Below are 19,535 nucleotides of genomic sequence, written 5' to 3' on the forward strand. Positions count from 1 at the left end.
GTACGCACGCAGCTCGCCCGCCGCGGGCGCGCGGGCGGCGCCGTCGGCCAGCACGTAGCCCACCAGCCGCCGCTCCCCCGATCCCCCGTCGCCCATGGACACCACCACGGCGCGGGCGACGGCGGGGTGCGTTTCCAGCGCCGCCTCCACCTCGCCCGGCTCCACGCGGAATCCGCGCACCTTCACCTGCTGGTCCACGCGCCCCAGGAACTCGATCTCGCCGTCCGCCTTCCACCGGGCCAGGTCGCCGGAGCGGTACATCCGCGCGCCGGGAACGCCGGCGAACGGGTCGGGGACGAACTTCTCGGCCGTAAGCCCCGGCCGGCCCAGGTACCCGCGGGCCACGTTCTCGCCGCCCAGGTACAGCTCGCCGGGCACACCCGGCGGGGCCTGCACCCCGCCCGGCTCCAGCACGTGGCACTGCGTGTTCGCGATGGGCCGGCCGATGGTGGGGAGCGCGGGCCACTCCGCCGCCCCGCCCGCCGGCAGGGTGAGCGCGGTGACCACGTGCGTTTCGGAGGGGCCGTAGTGGTTGGCCAGCGAGCACCCGGGCATCTGCCCCATCCACCGCCGGATGGGCTCGGTGACGCGCAGCTGCTCGCCCGCCGTCTGCGCCTCGCGCAGCGCGGCGGGCACGATGCCCTGCGCCAGCGCGGCCTCGGCCACGTGCTGCAGGGCCACGAAGGGCAGAAAGACGCGCTCGACCCGCTCCTCGACGATCCAGCGCGCGAACCGCCCCAGGTCCGACCGCACGTCGGCGGGCACCAGCAGCAGCGTGCCCCCTTCCTGCAGGGTCGAGAACACCTCCTGGAACGAGGCGTCGAAGCTGAGGGGGGCGTACTGCGCGGTGCGCGCCGCGGCGGGGCCCGTCCAGTCGCCCCCCTGCCACGCCATCAGGTTGCGCAGCGGGCGGCGGCTCATGGCCACCCCCTTGGGGCGGCCGGTGGAGCCCGAGGTGTAGATGACGTAGCCCAGCTCGTCGGGGTGCACGTCGGGAAAGGTTCCGCCGCCCCCCTCCCCGTCGTCGGGGAGCGGCTCGTCGAGCAGCACGACCCGCGCGCCCCCGTGCGGCAGCAGCCCCAGCAGCGGGCGCTGGGTGAGCAGCACGGGCGCGCCGGAATCGCGCAGCATGTAGTCCAGCCGCTCCGCCGGGTACGCCGGGTCCAGCGGCACGTAGGCGCCTCCCGCCCGCAGCACGGCGATCAGGGCGACGACCATGTCCGGGGTGCGCTCGGCGCAGATGCCCGCCAGCACGCCGGGGCCCACGCCCAGCGCGCGAAGGTGCCGCGCCAGGCGCACCACGCGCCCCTCCAGCCCGGCGTAGGTGAGCGTTTCGCCACGGAACACCAGCGCGGGCCGGTCCGGGGTGCGCGCCGCCTGCGCGGCCACCAGCCGGTCCAGGCAGACGCCGGAGCCGTAGGGCGTGTCGGTGGCGTTCCAGGCCGCGATGGTCTCGAGCTCCGCCCGGGTGGCCAGGGGCAGCCGCGAAACGCGCCGCCCCGGGTCGTCCACCACGCCGTACAGCAGCGTGCGGAAGTGCTCCACCACCCGCTGGGCGGTGGCGGCGTCGAACAGCTCGGTGTTGTACTCCAGCCACACGCGCATCCCCCGCGCGGACTCGGCCACGGCCAGCGTAAGGTCGAACTTGGCCGTGCCGCTGTCGGGCTGCCACGCCTCCACCTCCACGCCCTCCAGCCGCAGGTCGTCGCCGTCGTTCTCCTGCAGGATGAAGAGCACCTGGAAGACGGGCGCGTGGCTCAGGCTGCGCTCCGGCCTGAGCTCCTCCACCAGCTTCTCGAACGGCACCTCCTGGCGGGCGTACGCCTCCATCAGCTCTTCGCGCACGCGCGCAAGGTGCTGGCGAAAGGGCGGATCGTCGTGCAGGCCGGCGCGGGTGGCCAGGGTGTTCACGAAAAAGCCGATCAGCCCCTCCACCTCGGCGCGGGTGCGCCCGGCGATGGGGGTGCCCACGACGACGTCCGCCTGCCGCGCGTAGCGCGACACCAGCACCTGGAAGGCGGCCAGCAGCACGGCGTACAGCGTGGCTCCCTCGCGGCGGGCCAGCGCGTTCAGCCCGTCGCCCAGCTCGCGGGGAAAGAGGGTGGAAAGCAGCGCGCCCCGGAAGCCCTGCACGGCGGGCCGGGGACGGTCGGTGGGAAGCTCCAGCAGGGTGGGCGCGCCGGCCAGCCGCTCCTTCCAGAACGCCAGGTGCCCCTCCAGCACTTCGCCGCGCAGGTGCTCGCGCTGCCAGGCCGCGTAGTCGGCGTACTGCACCTCCAGGCCGGGGAGGGCGGCCGGAACGCCGCAGGCCTCGGCCGCGTACAGGGCGCCCAGCTCGCGAAAGAGCACGCCCGTGCTCCACCCGTCGCCCACCACGTGGTGCATGCACACCAGCAGCAGGTGGTCGCCGGGGGCGTGGCGCACCAGCGTGGCGCGAAAGAGCGGCCCCCGCGCCAGGTCGAAGGGCTCTTCCGCGTCGCGCCGGGCGATCCGCGCCGCGTCGTCCTCGCGCGCCCCGGCGTCCAGGGCCGACAGGTCTTCCACGCGCAGGGCGAAGCGCTCCGGCGGCGCGAGGATCACCTGCACCGGCTCGTCGCCCTCTCCCGCGCGGAACACCGTGCGTAGCGCCTCGTGCCGGCGCACCACCTGGCCCAGTGCCCGCTCCAGCGCGCCGGCGTCCAGCGGGCCGCGCAGGCGGCGGGCGGCGGGCAGGTTGTAGAACGCGCTGCCGGGCTGCAGCTGGGCCAGGAACCACAGCCGCAGCTGCGCGTAGCTGAGGGGGAGCCCGCCGTCGCGCGGCACGCGGCGGATGGGCGCGGCCACGCCCACGGCGCGCTGGCGCAGGAACGCCATCACCTCGGCCTTGCGCGCGCCGATCCCCGCGCGCAGCTCGGGCGTCATGACGTCGGGGGGCGCGCTGAAGCGCAGCGCGTCGCCCTCCGCCCACAGCTCGATCCCGCGCCGCCCCAGGTCGGCGACGAACTGCAGCAGCGTCACAGCTCCCCCTCCTCGCGGTCTTCCCCGGCCGCCGCGCCCGCGCCCGACGGGGCCAGCGCGCGGCGCGCCCAGCCCAGCTCGTCGACGTGCGCGGCGAACTCCCGCAGCGTGGGATGGTCGAACAGGCTGCGGACGGGCACCTCGAGCCCCAGCTGCTGCAGGGCGCGGGCGGCCACGCGGATGGCCATCAGCGAGTTGCCGCCCAGCTCCACGAAGCGGTCGTCCAGCCCCACCCGCTCCACGCCCAGCACCTCGGCCCAGAAGCCGGCCAGGGCCGCTTCCGTGGGCGTGCCCGGCGCCGCGTAGCCCGCCTGGCGCTCCCGCCCGGGCGCCGGCGCCTCCCGGGACGGCGCCGGCGCGCCCTCCCCGGCCCCGCCGGCCAGCGCGGCGCGGACCTCCGCGCCGAAGCCGGCGGCCAGCGACGCCAGCTCGGCCCGGAACGCGTCCCACTGCGCCGCGGGAAGCGAGGGCGCCACCATGGACGTCACCAGCAGCCGGCTGCGCACCGCCGCCGCACGGGGGCGGTACTCGCCCGCCGCGGCTTCCACCGCCCGCGCCGCCTGCCCCGCCCCCAGCGTCCGCAGGGCGTGCGCGGCCACCCGGGCGTAGACCAGCGCGGAGTTGGCGTCCTGCAGGTAGGCCTGCATGAGCACCGAGAAGCGCTCCCCGCCGCCGGCGCCGGCGGCGTGCAGGGCGCGCAGCTCGTCCAGCGTCCGCTCGTCCAGCGGGCGCAGGGTTTCGGGCCGCGCATGCACCGCGGCCAGCACCCGGCGGCACTCGTCCAGGAACACCTGCAGCAGCGCCTGGGCGGGGAGCGGGCGGAACCCGGGGCCCGGGCGCACGCGCAGCAGCCAGTAGCGCGGGTCCCAGTCGGGCGTGGGGGCGTCGCCCACGTACGCCTCCCAGTACGCGTCCGTCACCTGGCGCATCAGCCCGCCGTCCAGCGCCACGGGGCCGTACTCCAGGCTCAGGTTGTCGTCGCGCACGTGCAGGTAGTCCAGCACGTCGTAGCGGTCGGCCGCGGCGTCGTGGCCGCGCACCAGGAAGAAGTGCGACTTGTCCTCGCGCCCGTGCTCCAGGAACCAGGGCACGGGGCGGATGTTGGCGGGAACCACCACCGGCGCCCCCTGGGCCAGCAGCGCGCGGAGGGCGCCGGGAACGGCGTCCCTGTCGTCCACGTACGACAGCTCGAAGCCGATGCCGGTGAGCGGGGCGTACACGGAGCGGGCAAAGGCGAAGTGGCCGCCCCCGGGGGCGGCGAACAGGCCGTCCACCCCCCAGGCGCGGTACAACGAGGCCAGCCCCACGAGGAGCAGCCCGTAGCCGGGCGCCGCCTCGTCGCACAGCATGGCCTGGGGGCGCAGGAAGCAGTTGACCTCCGCCCAGTCGAACTCGATGCCCGCCGGCGCGCTGGGGTGCATGCCTCAGAACTGGAAGGTGTGGCTGTACTTGAGCAGCACGGTGCGGCTGCTGGTGCGCGGAAGCGCGGGCTCCACGCGGAAGCGGTCGGTGTTCATCCCCTCGTTCACCACCAGGTAGAAGTCCTGGCCGTCGCGCGGAGCGTAGCGCAGGCGCAGGTTGGCGGTCACCCCGTCCAGCAGGCTGTTGTACTGCACGAAGGTGGTGAGCGCGAAGCGGGTGTTCAGGGTGGTCTCGGCCCGAAGGCGGGCGATGTGCGCCGTGAGCTCCTGGTCGCGGCCGGCGAACTCCACCCAGTTCACCTGGTAGTTGGCGGCCAGCTCCAGGAACCGCGACGCCGACCAGGTGGGCCCCAGGGTAAGGGAGACGCGCCGCCCGTCGTAGTAGGAGCCCGTGGCGAGCGAGGTGCGGTGGCGGAGCAGGCGGGCGGGCGAGGTGTTGTGCGTGACCTCGAACCCGGTGAAGGTGTAGTCGCCCACGGGCACGCCCACCTCGGTCGACAGGCCGAAGGGCCGCGTCACGTCGTCGAACGAGTGGCGCACGCGGGCCACCAGCGTGGCGCCGCTGCGAAAGGCCACGTCCAGCGACGGCCCCAGCTCGCTGGTCTCGACGGACCCGTCCGCGTTGCGCAGGTGCACGTTCGCGTCTACGCCCACCTGCAGGCGCTGCACGGGACCCTTCCTGCCCCGGAACACCCACCCGTGGAACAGGCGGTCGCCGATGCGCGTGTAGTCGTCGCGCAGCTCGAAGCCCAGCGCGGGGTCGTAGTCGCGGCCCGCGCGCGCCACGCTCAGCTGGTAGCCGAACCCGTCGTAGCGCCGCCGCTCCCACAGCGCGCGCATCCGGGCGCTCGCAAGCCCCCCCAGCCCCGACGAAACCGAGTCGTCGAAGGTCTGGGCCCAGTTCAGCGTAAGGTACTCGTCGCCAAACAGGCGAAGCACCCCGTCCAACCCGTACGCGGCGTTGTATTCACCGTCTTCGCCGATGCGCGACGTGGCGATGCCGCCCACGTACGACCAGGGGTTCAGCACCTGCCGCCGCAGCCGCACCACGCCGAAGTTCTCGGACGGCAGCCCCAGCTCGTGCTCGCGGGCCGACTGCATGTTCAGCAGCGCCACGTCCCAGTCGCCCACCCGCCCCACCAGGCGCACGCCGCCCAGCAGGGGCACCTCGCGGGAGCCCTGCAGGCCGATCTGCCGGGTGTAGAAGAGCCGGTTGCGGTCGCCCAGGTCGTACTGGAAGATGCTGGCGCGCTCCTGGAAGAACCGCCGCTTCTCGGGGAAGAACAGTGAGAACCGCGTCAGGTTCACCTGCTGGTCGTCGGCCTCCACCTGCGCGAAGTCGGTGTTGACGGTCACGTCCAGCGTCAGGTTGTTCGTCAGCCCGTACTTCAGGTCCAGCCCCACGTCACGCGCCGGCTCGTCGAAGCTCGCGTAGCCCGAGGTGTCGGCCTTCGGGCGGTAGTCGCGGCCCATGCCGGCCAGCACGTATGGCGTCGCCTGCACCGGGTTCCGGCTGCGCAGCCCCGCCAGGGCCACCTGCCGGCCCTGCGAGGGCTTGGCGAAGCTCCAGAACCCCCACTTGGGCTCGATGGCCGGCCAGGTGGCCATCTCGTTGGTGGCGGCCATCAGCCGGTAGGTGATGAGCCCCATCTCCACCTGCCCGCCCTGCCCCTGGAAGCGCAGGCTGGAGATGGGGATGCGCATCTCGGCGAACCAGGCCGTGTCGCTCCGGGTGACCGCCGCGTCCCAGAAGGTGTCCCAGCTGTCGTTGTTGGGCGTGGCGCCCGCGGCGTCGCCCGAGAGCGCCGCGTCGGAGCGGGCGCCGCTGGGCGACACGACGAAGATGAGCGCCGTCTCGTTGTCGTTGAACGTGTCCAGCACCAGCGCGAACTGGTCGTTGGTCAGGTTCCACGAATCGCGCTTGAAGGTGGTGGCCTGGATGCTTCCCGGCCGCGCGTAGCAGCGGCAGCTGGCGTACACGTACGCGCCGTCGTACGCCAGGCGCACCTCGGTGCGGTCGGTGGGATCGCCCCCGTAGCTGGGCCAGTGCTTCACCATGGGCACCGGCTGGATGCTGTCCCACGCGGGCTCGTCCAGCACGCCGTCCAGCCGCATGGGCTGCGACACGCGCGTGATGGCGTACGGCGCCGCCTCCACGGCCTGCGCGCGGGCCGCGGGGGCCAGCGCCAGGGCGCCCAGCAGCCCGGCGGCCAGCCGCGGGGGCAAACGGCGGCGCGGGGCCGCGATGGCGTTCATCACGTGTCGGTAGCGCGGGTGAGCGGGTGCGGAGGGGGTCAGGCGCGGGCGCCCAGCCGCGACGCCACCTCGTCCAGGGCGGCAAAGGCGTGCGCCACGTCGCACGGGGTGTTGTACAGGTACGCCGAAAGGCGCAGCACCTCGCCCGGGGTGTGGGCGTCCACGTACGGCTGCGCGCACAGGTGGCCGGTGCGCCCCATCACCCCGTAGCTGTCGCTGAGGGCGCGGGCCACGTCGCCCAGGTCGTCCACCCCGGGGATGGTCAGGCTCACCAGCGCGGCGCGCTCCACGCCGCGCGTGGGGCCCAGCACGCGCAGGTACTCGCGCTGTTCGGCATTGTGCAGCAGCAGGGCCGAGAGCGCGCGGTCGTGGCGGTCGATCTCCTCCTCGCCCAGGTCGTCCAGGTAGTCCACCGCCGCCCCCAGGCCGATGGCCCCCTCGATGGCCGGGGTGCCGGCCTCGAGCCGGTGGGGCACCTTGCGCACGCTGGACGACTCCGAGGTCACCCAGTCCACCATGCCGCCGCCGTGAAGGGCCGGCCGCAGCCGCTCCAGCAGCTCCACGCGCCCGAACAGCACGCCCACGCCCGACGGCCCCAGCATCTTGTGGCCCGAGAACGCCACGAAGTCGGCCGGCAGCCGCGCCATGTCCAGCCGGCGGTGCGGAAGCGACTGGGCCGCGTCCACCACCACCAGGGCGCCCGCTTCCCTGGCCATGGCCGTCATCTCCGCCAGCGGCAGGTACACGCCCGTCACGTTGGAGCAGTGCGTGAGCGCCACCACGCGGGGGCGCGTCGCCAGCAGCTCGCGGTAGTGGTCCAGGTCCACCCCTCCGTCGGCCCCCAGCCGGGTGGTGTGCAGCGTGGCCGCCTCGCGCCAGGGAAGCACCTGCGAGTGGTGCGCGTCCAGGCAGCCCACGACCGTGTCGCCCCGTTCCAGCCCCAGCCCACGGGCCACCAGGTTCAGGGCCTCGGTGGTGTTGCGGACGAACACCACCTCGTTGCCCTGGCAGCGAAGGAAGGTGGCCACGCGGTAGCGCGCCTCCTCGTACCGGTCCGACGCCTCTTCCGCAAGGCGGTGCTTGCCGCGGTGGATGTTGGCCGTGTAGCGCTCGTAGTAGCCGGTGACCGCACGGATGACGCTGCGCGGCTTGAGCGTGGTGGCGGCGCTGTCCATGTACACGATGCGCCGCCCGTCGATCTGCCGCTGCAGGACGGGAAAGTCGTCCTCGATGCGCAGGTCGGCGTCCTGGGCGGCGGGGGCGCCCGCGGCCGGCTCCAGAATCACGATGCGGCCTCTTCCGGGTAGTCGTTCTTGCACGTCAGGAACTTGCCGCTGCGCTCGGCCGGGATGTACCCCGTGGCCTCGGCGCGCACGCGGGCGCCGCCCAGCAGGTGCCCCAGGCCGTCGCGGATGTCGCGCAGCTCGTCCTCGGGCGGCTCCCCGGCGCCGATGCACCGGAACACGAAGCGGCCGCTGCTTCCGCGGGCCAGCTGGTAGTTGCGCAGCCACTCGCGCTCGCCCACCACGGCGTCCACGTCGGCGGGGGTCACCCAGGCGCCCCCGGGGGCGCGGAACGAGTGCCGCATGCGCCCCAGGTAGTCGGCGGTGGGCATGGGGCTGCCGCAGCGGCAGGGGTCCTCGTGCGCGCGGTACAGGTCGCCGGTGCGGTAGCGGATCTTGGGCGAAAGCCGGTCGCCGATGGTGGTGATGCACAGCTCGCCGGCCGTGCCGGGGGGCACCGCGGCGCCCGCCTCGTCCACCAGCTCCACGTAGAAGTCCGACGTGTTCACGTGAAGCCGCCCGTACGTGCACTCGGCGGCCACGAACCCCAGCTCCGACATGGCGACCACGTTGGCCACGGGCACGTCCGGGCCCAGCATGCGCCCGATCAGCCGCCGGTGGGTGCGCGTGAGCAGGCTGTAGCTGGTGAGCACCGCCACGCCCTCCCACGAGGGGTGCTGCAGCCCCGCGCGCTCCGCGTGCCCCAGCAAGTGGCTGAAGTGGATGGGGTCCACGTACAGGCAGTTGGGTGCGAACTCGCGGATTTCGCCGAAAGCACGGTCCAGCATGAAGGCGGGGGTGACCAGGAGGTCGTGGTACACGGGAAGGACCAGCGTGCCGTCTTCCAGCATGCGGTCCGCCATCTTGCTGTTGGGGTTGGCGCACTCCACGTCGGAGCAGTTGGGCGCCGCGTACCGCGCCGTGCGGATGCGCTCCGCGTCGGCCAGGAACCGCAGCCGATCGTTCACGCCCAGGCAGGTGGCCATGCGCTCGGCCAGCGTCCAGGTGTGCACCAGCGTCACCAGCCGGTCGCCCTCGGTTCCCGAGCTCTGCAGCCGCGTGACCATGGGATCTCCCACCCGCCACCCGGACGCGACCACGCCCGACGGGAAGTGGGTGCGGTAGTGCACCTTGGAGGTGGCCGGGATGCGCCGCAGGTCGTCGGCGCTCCGGATGTCGGCGGGCTCGATGCCGGCGCCGCCCAGGTGCTCGCGAAAGAACGGCAGCTCGGCGTGGGCGAACTCCACCTCGTCGCGAACGGCGTCGATGGAGGCGTTGGAAAGCTGAAACGCGCGCGGCGGCGTGACGGCGGGGGAGCCCTGCACTGGTCCTCGTCCTCGGGGATGGCTGGTGCGGGCAGGTCCGGGCGAGCGATTCCGGCGTGAAAACGACCGTGGCGAGCAGGGCGTATTTTATCATGCCGTGGCCGAAATTACAAGCCTTCCCCCCGCGCCCGTCCCTTCGGGACGCGGTCCGGCCCCTGCTCGGCGCAGCCTTGTCGGCGAATCGACCGGAGACGCCCGGACGCGAGATTCGGCTGGTGCGGGGTGTGGAGTCGCTGCGCCGGCGCGCGGCCGCCGCCACGACCGGACATGGAACAGAAAAGCCCTCACCGTGAGGTACGGTGAGGGCTCAACTTGTCTACGCGCCAGGCTGGACTCGAACCAGCGACCTACGGCTTAGAAGGCCACAGGCGCTGTCACAGGGCGTCACTGAGGATGACGAAATCCCGCGGCTTTACTACGTTTCCGTCACTCAGCGTCACCACGCGTCACCCAGCAGCACGCGATAACTGTAAAACAATCTGCGAAAATTTTCCCGCCCGCGCAAGAGTCAGGGGGGCGACGATTACGAGGAGATGCGCTCCGGACGGACGGCGGTGATTCGGCGTGCGGGAAGTTCCGGCGAGAAGCCAAACCCTCCCCCGTTCTGCACTCGCGCGATGGCCAGATCCACCCCTCCGACGTGCAGCCCGTGGTGGATAGCGGACGACCCGCGCGAGTACGACTGGACCTGCGAACGGTGTGATCAGAACTTCGTTGCCTCGCGTCGCGACAAAATTGCAGAGGCCGTGAACCTGGCCTGGGCAGATACCCATATAGGACGAGATCTCCGCGATGCGATAGTTCGCCGCCTGCTGCAATCCTCTCCCCTAGATGTCGAACGACTCGGCGAACGCTCGTCTCGTAGCGAGCATGTGCTTGTTGGAGTTCCTCACGCTGATCCGCCATGCCTCTCGAGGCATTGACGAGATAGTCGCGCTGATCCGGGCAGTCTTGGATACCGCGTCGGAAGAACCGGAAGCGTATCAAACGCTCTTGTCGACCCTCGGGGTTACAGTCGAGTTTCTCTACAAAATCAGCCGAAGGTGCCGACGAACGATCGCGGGCGGGAGTTGCTGCTCTTCGACGTATGACCGGACACTAGTGACGCAGAAAACTGAAATCGCCTCAGGCAATCTGACGTGCGGGAGTATAGGACTCCGTTTTATGCTCGCAAGCAATCCGTTTATCTTGGAAAGATACCGGGTGCCAGTCAATCGTCAGCGAGTGGGCGAGGCGTTGGGTGGCGGAACATCCATCAAATGACAAGCAGAACGGCAACTCGTTCCGCTGGTTGGAACTGCTGCGACATCACGTCTTTCGCCGGCCCTTCCGCGTCGTGCGGTGGCGTACGGGCTCCGGTGGAACTGGGCTCACATCCCCTATGGAACACACAGCCGTATCCGCGCCGGGCGGGACGGCTACCCGAATTTGACTCCCCACCGGCTGCGGGTGCTCCAGCATCCATCGTGTGAGGGGAATGCGCACTAGTGTATCCAGCACCGGTCGGATCTGCCGACCACCCTTCTCCATGTTCTGTCCCTCCCGCATCTTGCGCTCGACCGCCGACACGATTCCTCCGGTTTCGAAGGAGAGGAAGATCTGCCGCGCGCGTGCCGAGTTCTCGAGCTGCGCAAGGAACTTATCGCAAATCGAGCACACTACTTCAGGGCGCAGGATGTCAAATACCACGATTCCATCCCCCAGGCGCCCGAGCAACTCGGGGCGGCGCAGCGTCTGGGTGAAGTGGTCTTCCACAGCCGTGCGGTAAACGTTTCGCACCTCGTCGTAGGCCGGCAGTTCAGACGAACTGCGCAGTCGCTCGCGCATCTGCTCGGACCCCAAGTTCGAGGTGAAGATGATGATGGTGTGCGAGAAGTACGCGGTGCGCCCCATCCCGTCTGTCAGGCGGCCGTCTTCCAGGATCTGCAGGAAACGGTCGAACACCCGCCCGTGCGCCTTTTCAATCTCGTCGAAGAGGAGGACGCTGAACGGGCGCTCCAGCACGCGGTTGGTAAGCGCGCCACCGGCCTCATGCCCCACGTACCCCGGTGGCGCGCCGGTCAGCCGTTCGGCCGCGTGCTCCTGACCGTACTCGCTCATGTCGAAGCGTGCCAGCGCCGACTCGTCGTCGAACACCAGTTGGCTCAGTGCCTTGGCCAGTTCGGTCTTTCCCACCCCGGTGGGGCCCACGAAGAAGAAGACCCCACGCGGGCGCGCGCTCGGCGTGTGCGGATCGCTCACGAAGTCGATTCCCATCCGTGCCGCAGCCACCACGTCGCGCACTAGCTCCACCGCGGCTGGCTGCCCCACGACGCGCCCTCCCAGCGTCGTCGAGGCCTCGCGAATCCTGTCCAGTCCCAGCCGCTCCCAGGGATCGGTGGTCTCGCCGAAGCGGTGCAGACGCACCAACCGCTTGGGCTCGGAGAACGGGATTTGCGACACCACGGCCGTTCGGCGCAGCGCCTCCAGTTCCCAGATCGTCATCCCCTCGGTGAGATTGGCCATTACGTCGGCATGGTGCTCCGCCTCGTCGGGGGACAGCCCTTCGCCACCGGGAAAGGTCGAGCGGTAGCGCAGCATGAAGGCCCGCCGCTCGCGCACGTCGGGAAGCTCCACTCGCACCGACTCCACGTGCGGGTCGCTCTGGTACAGCCAAGCGGGAACTTGCCGTAGATCGGCCGCGACCAGCAGCACGAGGTTACGCCGCCGCGCAGGCCCATCGGGCCCCACGAAGGCGGCGGTGTGCATCGCCTTCTTAAGCTGGATCAGGAGGTCGCGGTGCCTGCGGTCGGGCTGGTTGGGGTCTGCGAAGATCAGCTCTACGAACTCCAGCACCACTGCCACCGGCGTCTCCGTCTGCCCGAGCGCGGCGCGCACCGCCGCCAGCGCCTCGGCCGGGTCCCGCAACTCGGCGGGTCCAGCATGCAGCGTGGCCGCCTGCAGCCGCTGGCGCGCCTCCAGCGCGCGCGCCCGCCGCCCGGTGGCACCGGGCGCCGCCGCCGGGGCGGGGCCGGGGGTGGTGCCGGGTCGGGTGGCGTCGGGGGTGGGCGCGTCCACCATGCGGCCCTGCGCGCGGCGGTACAGCGCGTCGAAGCGGCGCGCGTCGTCGGAGTCCCGGAAGCGCAGGCCGTCCACCGCGTCGTACCACACCACCAGCGCGTACCCGCGCCACTCCAGGTACTCGGTGAGCGCGTTGCGGAGGCTGCGGTAGGCGCGCTCGCCCTCCTCGTCGATCCACAGCACCTGATCGGCGGTGTTGCCGTAGAGCACGGGATGGCGACCGCGCAGCACGGTGTGATCCAGCCGCCGGAACCACGCCGCGGTCGGCGCCGTGTCGGCGCCGCTCATCCGGCACTCCCGGCAGAGCCACCCGAACGAGCCGAGTCGACCGCCTGTGGTGTACCAGCGGTAGCGGCCGTGTGCGGGTCGGGGCGCGTGGCGGGCTTGCCCTCCCAGTCCAGCTCACCCACCTCCACCCCCTGGCCGCGCACGGCCGAGTGCAGCGTTTCGAGGAGTCCTTCTAACTCGTCGCAGGTCTTCACCACGGTGCCGCCCGCTCGCTGTTCCTGGTGTGGAAAGCCCTCCATCTCGTAGTAGATCTCGTTGCCACCCTCGGGGTCGTGCCCCACCGTGACCCCCAGCTCGCCGCCGCCGGCGCGGTAAGCCCTCAGCACGGTGAGCTCCTCGCCAGGAGGCGCGAGGTCCAGGGAGCGCGGGTCGATGCTGAACCCCAGCGACGGCAGAGCTTCGGCGAGCGCGGCCAGTACCGTTTCGCGCCGGGCACGCCGGTCCAGCCACTCCTCCACCTCGGCGGTGGCGGCGGCCAGTTCGCCGCGCAGCGAGGCCTCGCCCATCACCAGCGCCTCGAACGCCTCGGCCTCCAACTGCTGGCTCAGCGAGCCGGCGGCGGCCTCCAGCGATGCCACCCGGGCGGCGGGCATGCCGCCGTCGCGTGCGTCCTGCTGAAGGGCCCGGTAGGCGTCGGTGAGCTCGCCGGCCAGGGCCTGCCCCCAGTCGCGCGCGGCCAGCCAGCGCGCATGGCCGCCGGCCACTTCGTCCGCGTGGCGCGCCACAAGGCGTCCCGCCTCGGCGCGGTCGCGGTCGAAGTCGGCGAAGCGCCCCTCCCGCAGCTGCACGCCCAGGCGTTCCAGCGCGCCGGCCGTGGCCTGCGCCCCCGCGGCGTCGAAGCGCGCCGCCAGCCTTGCCTGCACCTGACCTGCCTGGCCCTGCAGCGCGCGGAGGAGCTCAGCGCGCTCCTCGCGCGCGATGGCCGCGACAACGTCGCGCTCCAGCCCCACCAGCGCCGTCTGCGCGGCGTCGAGCGCAACCTGCTGCCGCGTCATTTCGGTGTCGGTGCCGGCCGCGGAGAGCGCGCGCCCGGTGGCGTCGAGCGTGGCCACCAGCGCCGCCAATCGCGGCGCCGCCCCGGCGCGTGCCGCGCCGGCCTGCAGCGCCTGGCAGCGGCGCGCCAGCTCGGTGCGGCGGCCCTGCTGCCGCTCCACGCGGGCCGCGCGCTCGCGGCGCTGCTTCTCTTCGGCCGCGCGGCGACGCTCGGCCTCGCGGTGCTTGCGCTCGCGGCGGAGCGCTTCTTCGCGCTCGCGGCTCAGCCGGGCGCTGCAGTACTTGGGCGAGTCGCTCATGGGGGGTCGGGGATGGTCAGGATGACGCCCTGCCCTCGGAGCGCCTGCTCGAACGCTTCGCGAAAGCCGGGAACGGGGGGAACACCCATCCAGTGCACCGAGCCGTGATCGTCCACCTCCACTTCCATTCCCACGCCGCGGTCGTCGGCTTGGGCCAGGTGGGCGTGGCAGGGAGTGAGAAAGTGGATGCGCTGGTTCGATGAGCCGCGCCAGCGCAGGTCGGCGTGGAGGTCGTGGCGGTACGGCCCGTCCACCAGGATGTCGAGCCGCTCCAGCAGGGCACGCTGCCCGGGCGAGCCGCGCCGGCGCAGCCACTGGAGTGTGTAACCCGAGAACGCCATCAGCGAAAGAGGGCGCCTGACGCGCACCCGGTCGGCCAGGCGCACTAGCGCCTCGGCTTGGGTGAACGGCTCACCCCCAGAGAGGGTGAGCCCCTCCACCCAAGGGAGCGCGGCGATGCGGTCGGCAAGCGCGTCCACCTCCACCGCCTCGCCCCCTCCCGGGTCCCAGGTCTCCCTCGCCACGCACCCCGCGCACGCCAAGGGGCAGCCCTGCACCCACACCACGAAGCGGGTTCCCGGGCCCAGCACGCTGCAGCGCTCGCTGGTCCGCGCCACGCGCAGCACCCCGCCGGCTTCCGCCAAGCTGTCGGCGGCCGCCCCGTGCCCGCTCACAGCACCAGCAGGGCGAGGAAAATGAAGAACAGCACGACCGCCACGACGACCAGCGCCGGGGGAATGTCGGGCACGACGGGTTTGGGCGGCGGCGGGGGCTTCACCACCGGCGCGGCACCCGACCGCGGCGGACGAACCTCCACCGCCGGGGACTGCGGGGTGGGGCGCGTCGGCGGTGCCGGGACCGGCCTGGAGACTGGTAGCGTGGTGCGTCCGTCGCGGCGGCACCAGGGGCAGTCGGTGGCGCCTCGGTGAAAAACGTGGGTGCGTTCGGCGTCGCAGGTGCGCAGCTCCTCCATCGCCAGCCCCAGCACCTCGGCCCACGCGGCCGCCGTGGGCCGCCTCTCCAGCGTGCGGAGCCCCGGCCCGAAGCACTGCTCGGCCAGCGTCAGCACCCGTGGCGGGAGCGGAACGTCGCTGGGGTGCTGCGGCCACTGCCGCAGCCGCTTCATCCGCTGCGGGTGGAGGAGCCACGCGTCGCCGCTGAGCACGTTGTCGGTGCGGTGCGTGGAACTCCCCTGGCGGGGAACGCCGCGGAACGGGTGCGCGCCGTCCATCAGGAGCTGACAGACGATCACCGCGAGGGTGAAGTTGTCGCTCTCCGGGCGGCGGGGAACGCCGGGGTCCTGACCTTCGAGCAGCTCCGGTGGCGCCACGTCTTCGGTGATGTACAGGCTGGGGAAGAGCGTTCCGCTCTCGGCGTCACGGAACTGCATTGAGTCGCAGTCCAGGAAGGCGACGACACCGTCCTTCGACACCCAGACGTTCTTCTCGCTCAGGTCGCCCACCACGACGTCGTTACGGTGCAGCCGCGCCACCGCGCGAGCCAGGTTGCGCGCGACCCGAAACTGCGACTCCCAGGTGGATCCAGGGTACGCTCGCGCCCTTTCCCCCGGCTTCAGCACAGCCTGGATCGGCGCGAATACGTCGGAGTCGAGCCGCTCCATCGCAAAACCCACGACCGCGCCGTCATCCATCGTCACGGTGTCGAGCGGCCAAGCCAGATGCAGCCCCTGCTCCAGCCACGCAGTGGGCCGCCAGGAGCGCACCATGGCACGTACCCGGTCCACGTGGCGGGGCGCATCCTCCATGTAGATCTTCACCACAATCTGAGGGTACTCGCGCACCGTGTACACCCGGCCGGACCTCCCCGCCTTGAAGTCGTCGTTAAGCGTCAACTGCAGGCCGTTTCCCGTGCGTACGCGCATGGTCACTGCTGCACCGCAACCAGCAGCGTGCGGTCGTCACCCGATACCTCGTCGAAGCGCTTGTTCATGATTTCCGCGTACAACTGCCGTGGGTCAAACCTCGGGTCTGCGGCGTATCGGAACACGCCCGCGAAGAACCCCGACAGGGGCTGCACCGGCGTCCTGACCGGAGTGCCTCTTCCCGGGCCTCGTGGAGAGAGGCGGTGTTCCAGCACCGCCCGCACGAGCCCGTCGGTCGAGAGTGCCACGCCGGTGCGCCCGGGGTCCCAGATCGGTACCACGCTGGCGTACTCTTCCCAGCACGCGGTCGTCAGGAACACGGCCTCGTTCCGGTATTCGCCCACCTGCTGGGGGGGGACGGGAAGGTACAGGTGCCCGTCGCTCGTCTGCAGCACGAGGAAGCCGTCGCCCACGCCCGCGTACACAGTCCAGGGCCCTGCCAGCACGACCACCGACAGGGTAGTCGCGAAGTCCTTAGGATTGGCCCCGTCGCCAGCGAGCGCACGTACCGCCTGGTTGAGGCGCCCGACCGTCTGGTGCAGCACGTCCCACGCGAGGGCTTCCCACCCGGCAGGGGTGTTCGGAGCCCCGCCCCCGCGGAGCTTCTCCTCCAGCAGGGCCAGCGCGGTCCCCGCCGCGATCGAGGCGCCCTCGGCGGAGCGCGGAGCGCTTCCAGCGCCATCGGCGACCGCCAGGAGGAGGACGTCGCCAAGCCGGCGGTGCCGATGAGCGTCCTGGCACTCGGTGCCCTGCCTGAGGTGGCTTCCCCCCGTTAGGGAGGCGGCGACCACGCGCCACGGGTTGTCTGCCATCACGGCTTCGGTCAGGCGCCAGGTTGCGCTGAAAACATCTTCTCTATCGCCTCCAGCCGCTTCCGCGTGATCCGGTAGATATCCTCGGCGGGGGCGTTGCGGAGGTGACGCCCCCCCTCGATCCCGATCTCGATGCTGGTGGACACGAGCTTGAGGATCTCGATGAAGGGAACGGTCTGCCCGACCAGATAGGTACTTTCGGGAGCGAGTTGGCGGAGCACCGCCTGGTTCACCCCGCTCCCCACGCCTATGGCGAAGAACAGGCAGTGCCTGCTCTGCTCGGCCGCGCGGAGCTCGGGACAGAGCGCGCGCCATTCGGTTGTCGACTCCCCCTCCGCGTTGGTCGGCTCGCCGTCGCTGATCATCCAGACCAGCGGGCGGAAGCGGATCTCCACCCCGTCCTCGCGCAGCTCGTCCTTGCGGTCCCTGACCAGCTTCAGCACCTGCCGCAGCGCCTCCACCATGGGCGTGACCCCGCTGGCACGGAGCACTGGCGGAGTGAATGTGCTCACCGGGACAAAGGCGTTGCGAAAGTTGGCTGGAGTTCCGGTGCGCTGCAGGTTGTGGAGTTGCACGCCGCCATTCCCGAAGGTCACGATCGCGATCTCGCCGAAACCGGAGACTTCCGATTCGCGGAGCTCTTTGGCCCACCCCCTGAGCGCCTCGTTCAGTGAATCGATCGGCAGTTTTCCCTTGCCGTGACCCATCGACTCGGAGGTGTCGAGGACCAAAACGATCGAGATGCGCTCGTCTGCCTGCTGTGGTGGTGCGTTGATGGGGAGGCCCAGGGCACCCTGGCTCTCATCTACACCTGGATCAGACCGTCCCATCGGCATTCCTTTCAGGGAGTCTGCATGGAGACTGGCCGCGCGTGCCGGATGTGCGTGTCGGCTAGCGCGGATCGACCGGGCGTGCCAGCAGCTCGCGGTTCTCGGGGTCGTAGCGGACCCACACCTCCGAGTCGATCCACGGCCCCTCTTCACCCGGGGCGAGCCTGGCGCGCCACACCCCGCCGTCTATAGCCACGTAGCCGCAGGGCTCGAGCAGGCTCCGCACCGTCGCGAGGCGTTCCCGGGGCAGCACCTGGGCCAGCGGGTGCGGGTCCGCGCCGCTGCCGCCGTGCGGCGCGCGATGGACCGGCGGGGGCGGTGCCGCCGCATGGCGCGGTGGGGACGGGTTCGTGGTGCCGGCGCCGCGCTGCACCGAAGCGACCTTGGGTTCTGGGCCGGGCGCGTGCACGTCCGCATCCGGGGCGCCGCCGCCGGCTGGGGGGTGATCGGAATGGTTCGTGGTGTCCTCGTCCTGCGGACCCGGGGAAGGAGGGGGCATCGGTGCAGTCAGTCCCCGTGGGGGTGCCCCCGCCTTTCGCCGGAAGAGCGACCACCGCAGTCGCTGCGGACCGGCGGCCGCCGCGTGCGGGGCGGCCGCGGCATCCGCGTTCGCCAGTAAGGGTGCGGGATCGGCCGGCGGGCTGCCCGACCGGAGCCATGCGAGAAGCCCCGCGGCGACGATCAGCTGGAACAGGAAGGGGAGAAGCTCGAGGCCGCTAACCCTCGCTCGGGAATCGCGCCGAAACGCAGCGCCCCACTTGGGCGAGTCCGCGGAGCCGTCGGCGAACGCGACTACGCGTGCTACCTGGAGCAACGGGAGGAGGTCACGCCCATCCGCGCCCGTGACGGGGCGTGAGACGCGGATGACCACGGGGATGGGTGCGCGCGCCACCTCATCGGCGAGCGCGGCGAGTGCTTCCGCCCGCGTCGGCCGCTGCGGGAGGGTGGGAGCGGCGCCCGCGCCGAGGGTGCCGGCGGTCGCGGGCGGCACCCGCAGAAGCTGTCCCTCCGCGATGCGGTTCGCATCGCGGATTCCGTTGGCCCGCATCAACTCTGGCACGGTCACGCCGCGCGCCGAGGCGATCCGTTCGAGGTTGTCGCCGCTTTTCACCCAGTAGGTGCGGCTGCCCGTGGAATCGGCCGCTTTGTCGCCGGGGGTACCCACCGGGGAGAGGCCCGTACCGGCCGCGGTCGTGTCGGCAGCATCCGGGGGGGCGGCGAGTGAGAGGTCGAGCACCAGCACGCGGCGCTGGTCGGCGGTCGCCCGCGAGATGGCGTCACGGAGGGCGGGGAGCAGGTCGACAGGGTCTCCGCCGAGCGGCTCGACGCGCGCGCTGCCCGCGTCGGGTCGCGGCAGCAGCAGGTGCGCAACCACACCCGCAGCGACTAGCAGCACGGCGGCCGTAGGCACGGCACGGCGCTTCTGGGTAGCACCCGCGGGTCGGGGCGCTCTGGAAAATCCGCTGAGCACGGGTGAGGGCTGAATTTACCGGGATGGATACAAGGCCGAACGTATGCCGCCGTTTGTAAACTAAGCTAGTAAGTAGCGACACCGCGGGTAGGGACGCAAGGATCTTGTTATGCGTGCAGGAGTGGGTGGCGCAAAAGTGCAGGTCTTAAGACCGGCTGCCCAGCCCGCGTCCGTGTTCAGCGCCCGGAGCGGATCGGGGTTGTGCGGGTCGAACTCCAGCAGGCCGAGACCGCGCAGCGAGGCGCTTCATCGGCAGGCACCTCTCCTCCGCCGAGCAGCCCCGCGATCATTTCCAGCGAGTGCCGCATCGTGCGCCGGGACCCCTCAGCAAGGCGGGCCAGGTAGACGAGAGCCGGATTCCGATCGGCGCCGACGGGCTGCAGTTCCGGGAGGAAGGAACCCCGCGCCGCGACCAGCGTCGCAACTTCGGAGGTGGGCACCGCCGGCGCAGGTATAGGGTCCTCATCACTCGGGTACCGTTAGGGAAGCTCTGCACAGGTGGCTGAGCCCCCCTTTTCGAGCTTTGTGGAAAAGTTTTTGAACTCACGAGGCCAAAAGCGGCCTCTACAAGCTCTTTTTGCCGTGTTCAGGCGCCGTTTTGCGGCTCCTGGACACACT

12 protein-coding genes are annotated in these 19,535 nt (G+C 71.5%); all 12 read right to left on the reverse strand.

The genetic code is table 11. The annotated features are described in order from the left end of the window. The coding region (locus VGB24_RS10875) for an amino acid adenylation domain-containing protein (protein ID WP_331072966.1) at nt 1–2,997 on the reverse strand (2,997 nt) is incomplete at its 3' end. Further along, a complete protein-coding gene (locus VGB24_RS10880) occupies nt 2,994–4,418 on the reverse strand; it encodes a phosphopantetheine-binding protein (RefSeq protein WP_331072967.1) in 1,425 nt (474 codons plus the stop codon). The genes VGB24_RS10875 and VGB24_RS10880, both read right to left, overlap by 4 nt. 3 nt (nt 4,419–4,421) lie before the next feature. Next, nucleotides 4,422–6,674: a carbohydrate binding family 9 domain-containing protein gene (locus tag VGB24_RS10885; RefSeq protein WP_331072968.1), complete on the reverse strand. Its 2,253-nt coding sequence runs from the start codon at nt 6,672–6,674 to the stop codon at nt 4,422–4,424. 38 nt (nt 6,675–6,712) lie between these two features. Further along, nucleotides 6,713–7,960: an aminotransferase class V-fold PLP-dependent enzyme gene (locus VGB24_RS10890; RefSeq protein WP_331072969.1), complete on the reverse strand. Its 1,248-nt coding sequence runs from the start codon at nt 7,958–7,960 to the stop codon at nt 6,713–6,715. Beyond that, nucleotides 7,957–9,282 (reverse strand): hypothetical protein, encoded by a 1,326-nt coding sequence (locus VGB24_RS10895; RefSeq protein WP_331072970.1) that lies wholly within the window; start codon nt 9,280–9,282, stop codon nt 7,957–7,959. The genes VGB24_RS10890 and VGB24_RS10895 overlap by 4 nt, the downstream gene beginning before the upstream one ends. Before the next feature lie 1,308 nt (nt 9,283–10,590). Continuing rightward, nucleotides 10,591–12,630 (reverse strand): AAA family ATPase, encoded by a 2,040-nt coding sequence (locus VGB24_RS10900; protein WP_331072971.1) that lies wholly within the window; start codon nt 12,628–12,630, stop codon nt 10,591–10,593. After that, nucleotides 12,627–13,922, reverse strand: a complete 1,296-nt coding sequence (locus VGB24_RS10905) for a hypothetical protein (RefSeq protein ID WP_331072972.1) — start codon at nt 13,920–13,922, stop codon at nt 12,627–12,629. Before VGB24_RS10905 ends, VGB24_RS10900 begins: the two co-directional genes overlap by 4 nt. Continuing rightward, nucleotides 13,919–14,596 carry a 4Fe-4S single cluster domain-containing protein gene (locus tag VGB24_RS10910; RefSeq protein WP_331072973.1) on the reverse strand — a complete coding sequence of 226 codons (678 nt, stop codon included), beginning with the start codon at nt 14,594–14,596 and terminating at the stop codon, nt 13,919–13,921. Before VGB24_RS10910 ends, VGB24_RS10905 begins: the two co-directional genes overlap by 4 nt. Further along, on the reverse strand, nt 14,593–15,804 hold the full coding sequence (locus VGB24_RS10915; protein ID WP_331072974.1) for a hypothetical protein: 1,212 nt from the start codon (nt 15,802–15,804) through the stop codon (nt 14,593–14,595). The genes VGB24_RS10910 and VGB24_RS10915 overlap by 4 nt, the downstream gene beginning before the upstream one ends. Nucleotides 15,805–15,806: 2 nt before the next feature. Then, nucleotides 15,807–16,616 carry a PP2C family serine/threonine-protein phosphatase gene (locus VGB24_RS10920; protein ID WP_331072975.1) on the reverse strand — a complete coding sequence of 270 codons (810 nt, stop codon included), beginning with the start codon at nt 16,614–16,616 and terminating at the stop codon, nt 15,807–15,809. An 11-nt stretch (nt 16,617–16,627) separates the two neighbouring features. Further along, entirely contained in the window at nt 16,628–17,446 is an 819-nt protein-coding gene (locus tag VGB24_RS10925; RefSeq protein ID WP_331072976.1) for a vWA domain-containing protein, read from the reverse strand. A 61-nt stretch (nt 17,447–17,507) separates the two neighbouring features. After that, on the reverse strand, nt 17,508–18,857 hold the full coding sequence (locus tag VGB24_RS10930; RefSeq protein ID WP_331072977.1) for a LysM domain-containing protein: 1,350 nt from the start codon (nt 18,855–18,857) through the stop codon (nt 17,508–17,510). Nucleotides 18,858–19,535: the final 678 nt, after the last annotated feature.

This window comes from Longimicrobium sp. (assembly GCF_036399935.1).
Classification (GTDB): domain Bacteria; phylum Gemmatimonadota; class Gemmatimonadetes; order Longimicrobiales; family Longimicrobiaceae; genus Longimicrobium.

Bases quoted from the DNA above. Each gene is read 5' to 3' on its own strand.
- VGB24_RS10880 (WP_331072967.1), bottom strand. From the start codon at position 4,418: ATGCACCCCAGCGCGCCGGCGGGCATCGAGTTCGACTGGGCGGAGGTC.
- VGB24_RS10885 (WP_331072968.1), bottom strand. From the start codon at position 6,674: ATGAACGCCATCGCGGCCCCGCGCCGCCGTTTGCCCCCGCGGCTGGCC.
- VGB24_RS10900 (WP_331072971.1), bottom strand. From the start codon at position 12,630: ATGAGCGGCGCCGACACGGCGCCGACCGCGGCGTGGTTCCGGCGGCTG.
- VGB24_RS10905 (WP_331072972.1), bottom strand. From the start codon at position 13,922: ATGAGCGACTCGCCCAAGTACTGCAGCGCCCGGCTGAGCCGCGAGCGC.
- VGB24_RS10915 (WP_331072974.1), bottom strand. From the start codon at position 15,804: ATGCGCGTACGCACGGGAAACGGCCTGCAGTTGACGCTTAACGACGAC.
- VGB24_RS10920 (WP_331072975.1), bottom strand. From the start codon at position 16,616: ATGGCAGACAACCCGTGGCGCGTGGTCGCCGCCTCCCTAACGGGGGGA.
- VGB24_RS10925 (WP_331072976.1), bottom strand. From the start codon at position 17,446: ATGGGACGGTCTGATCCAGGTGTAGATGAGAGCCAGGGTGCCCTGGGC.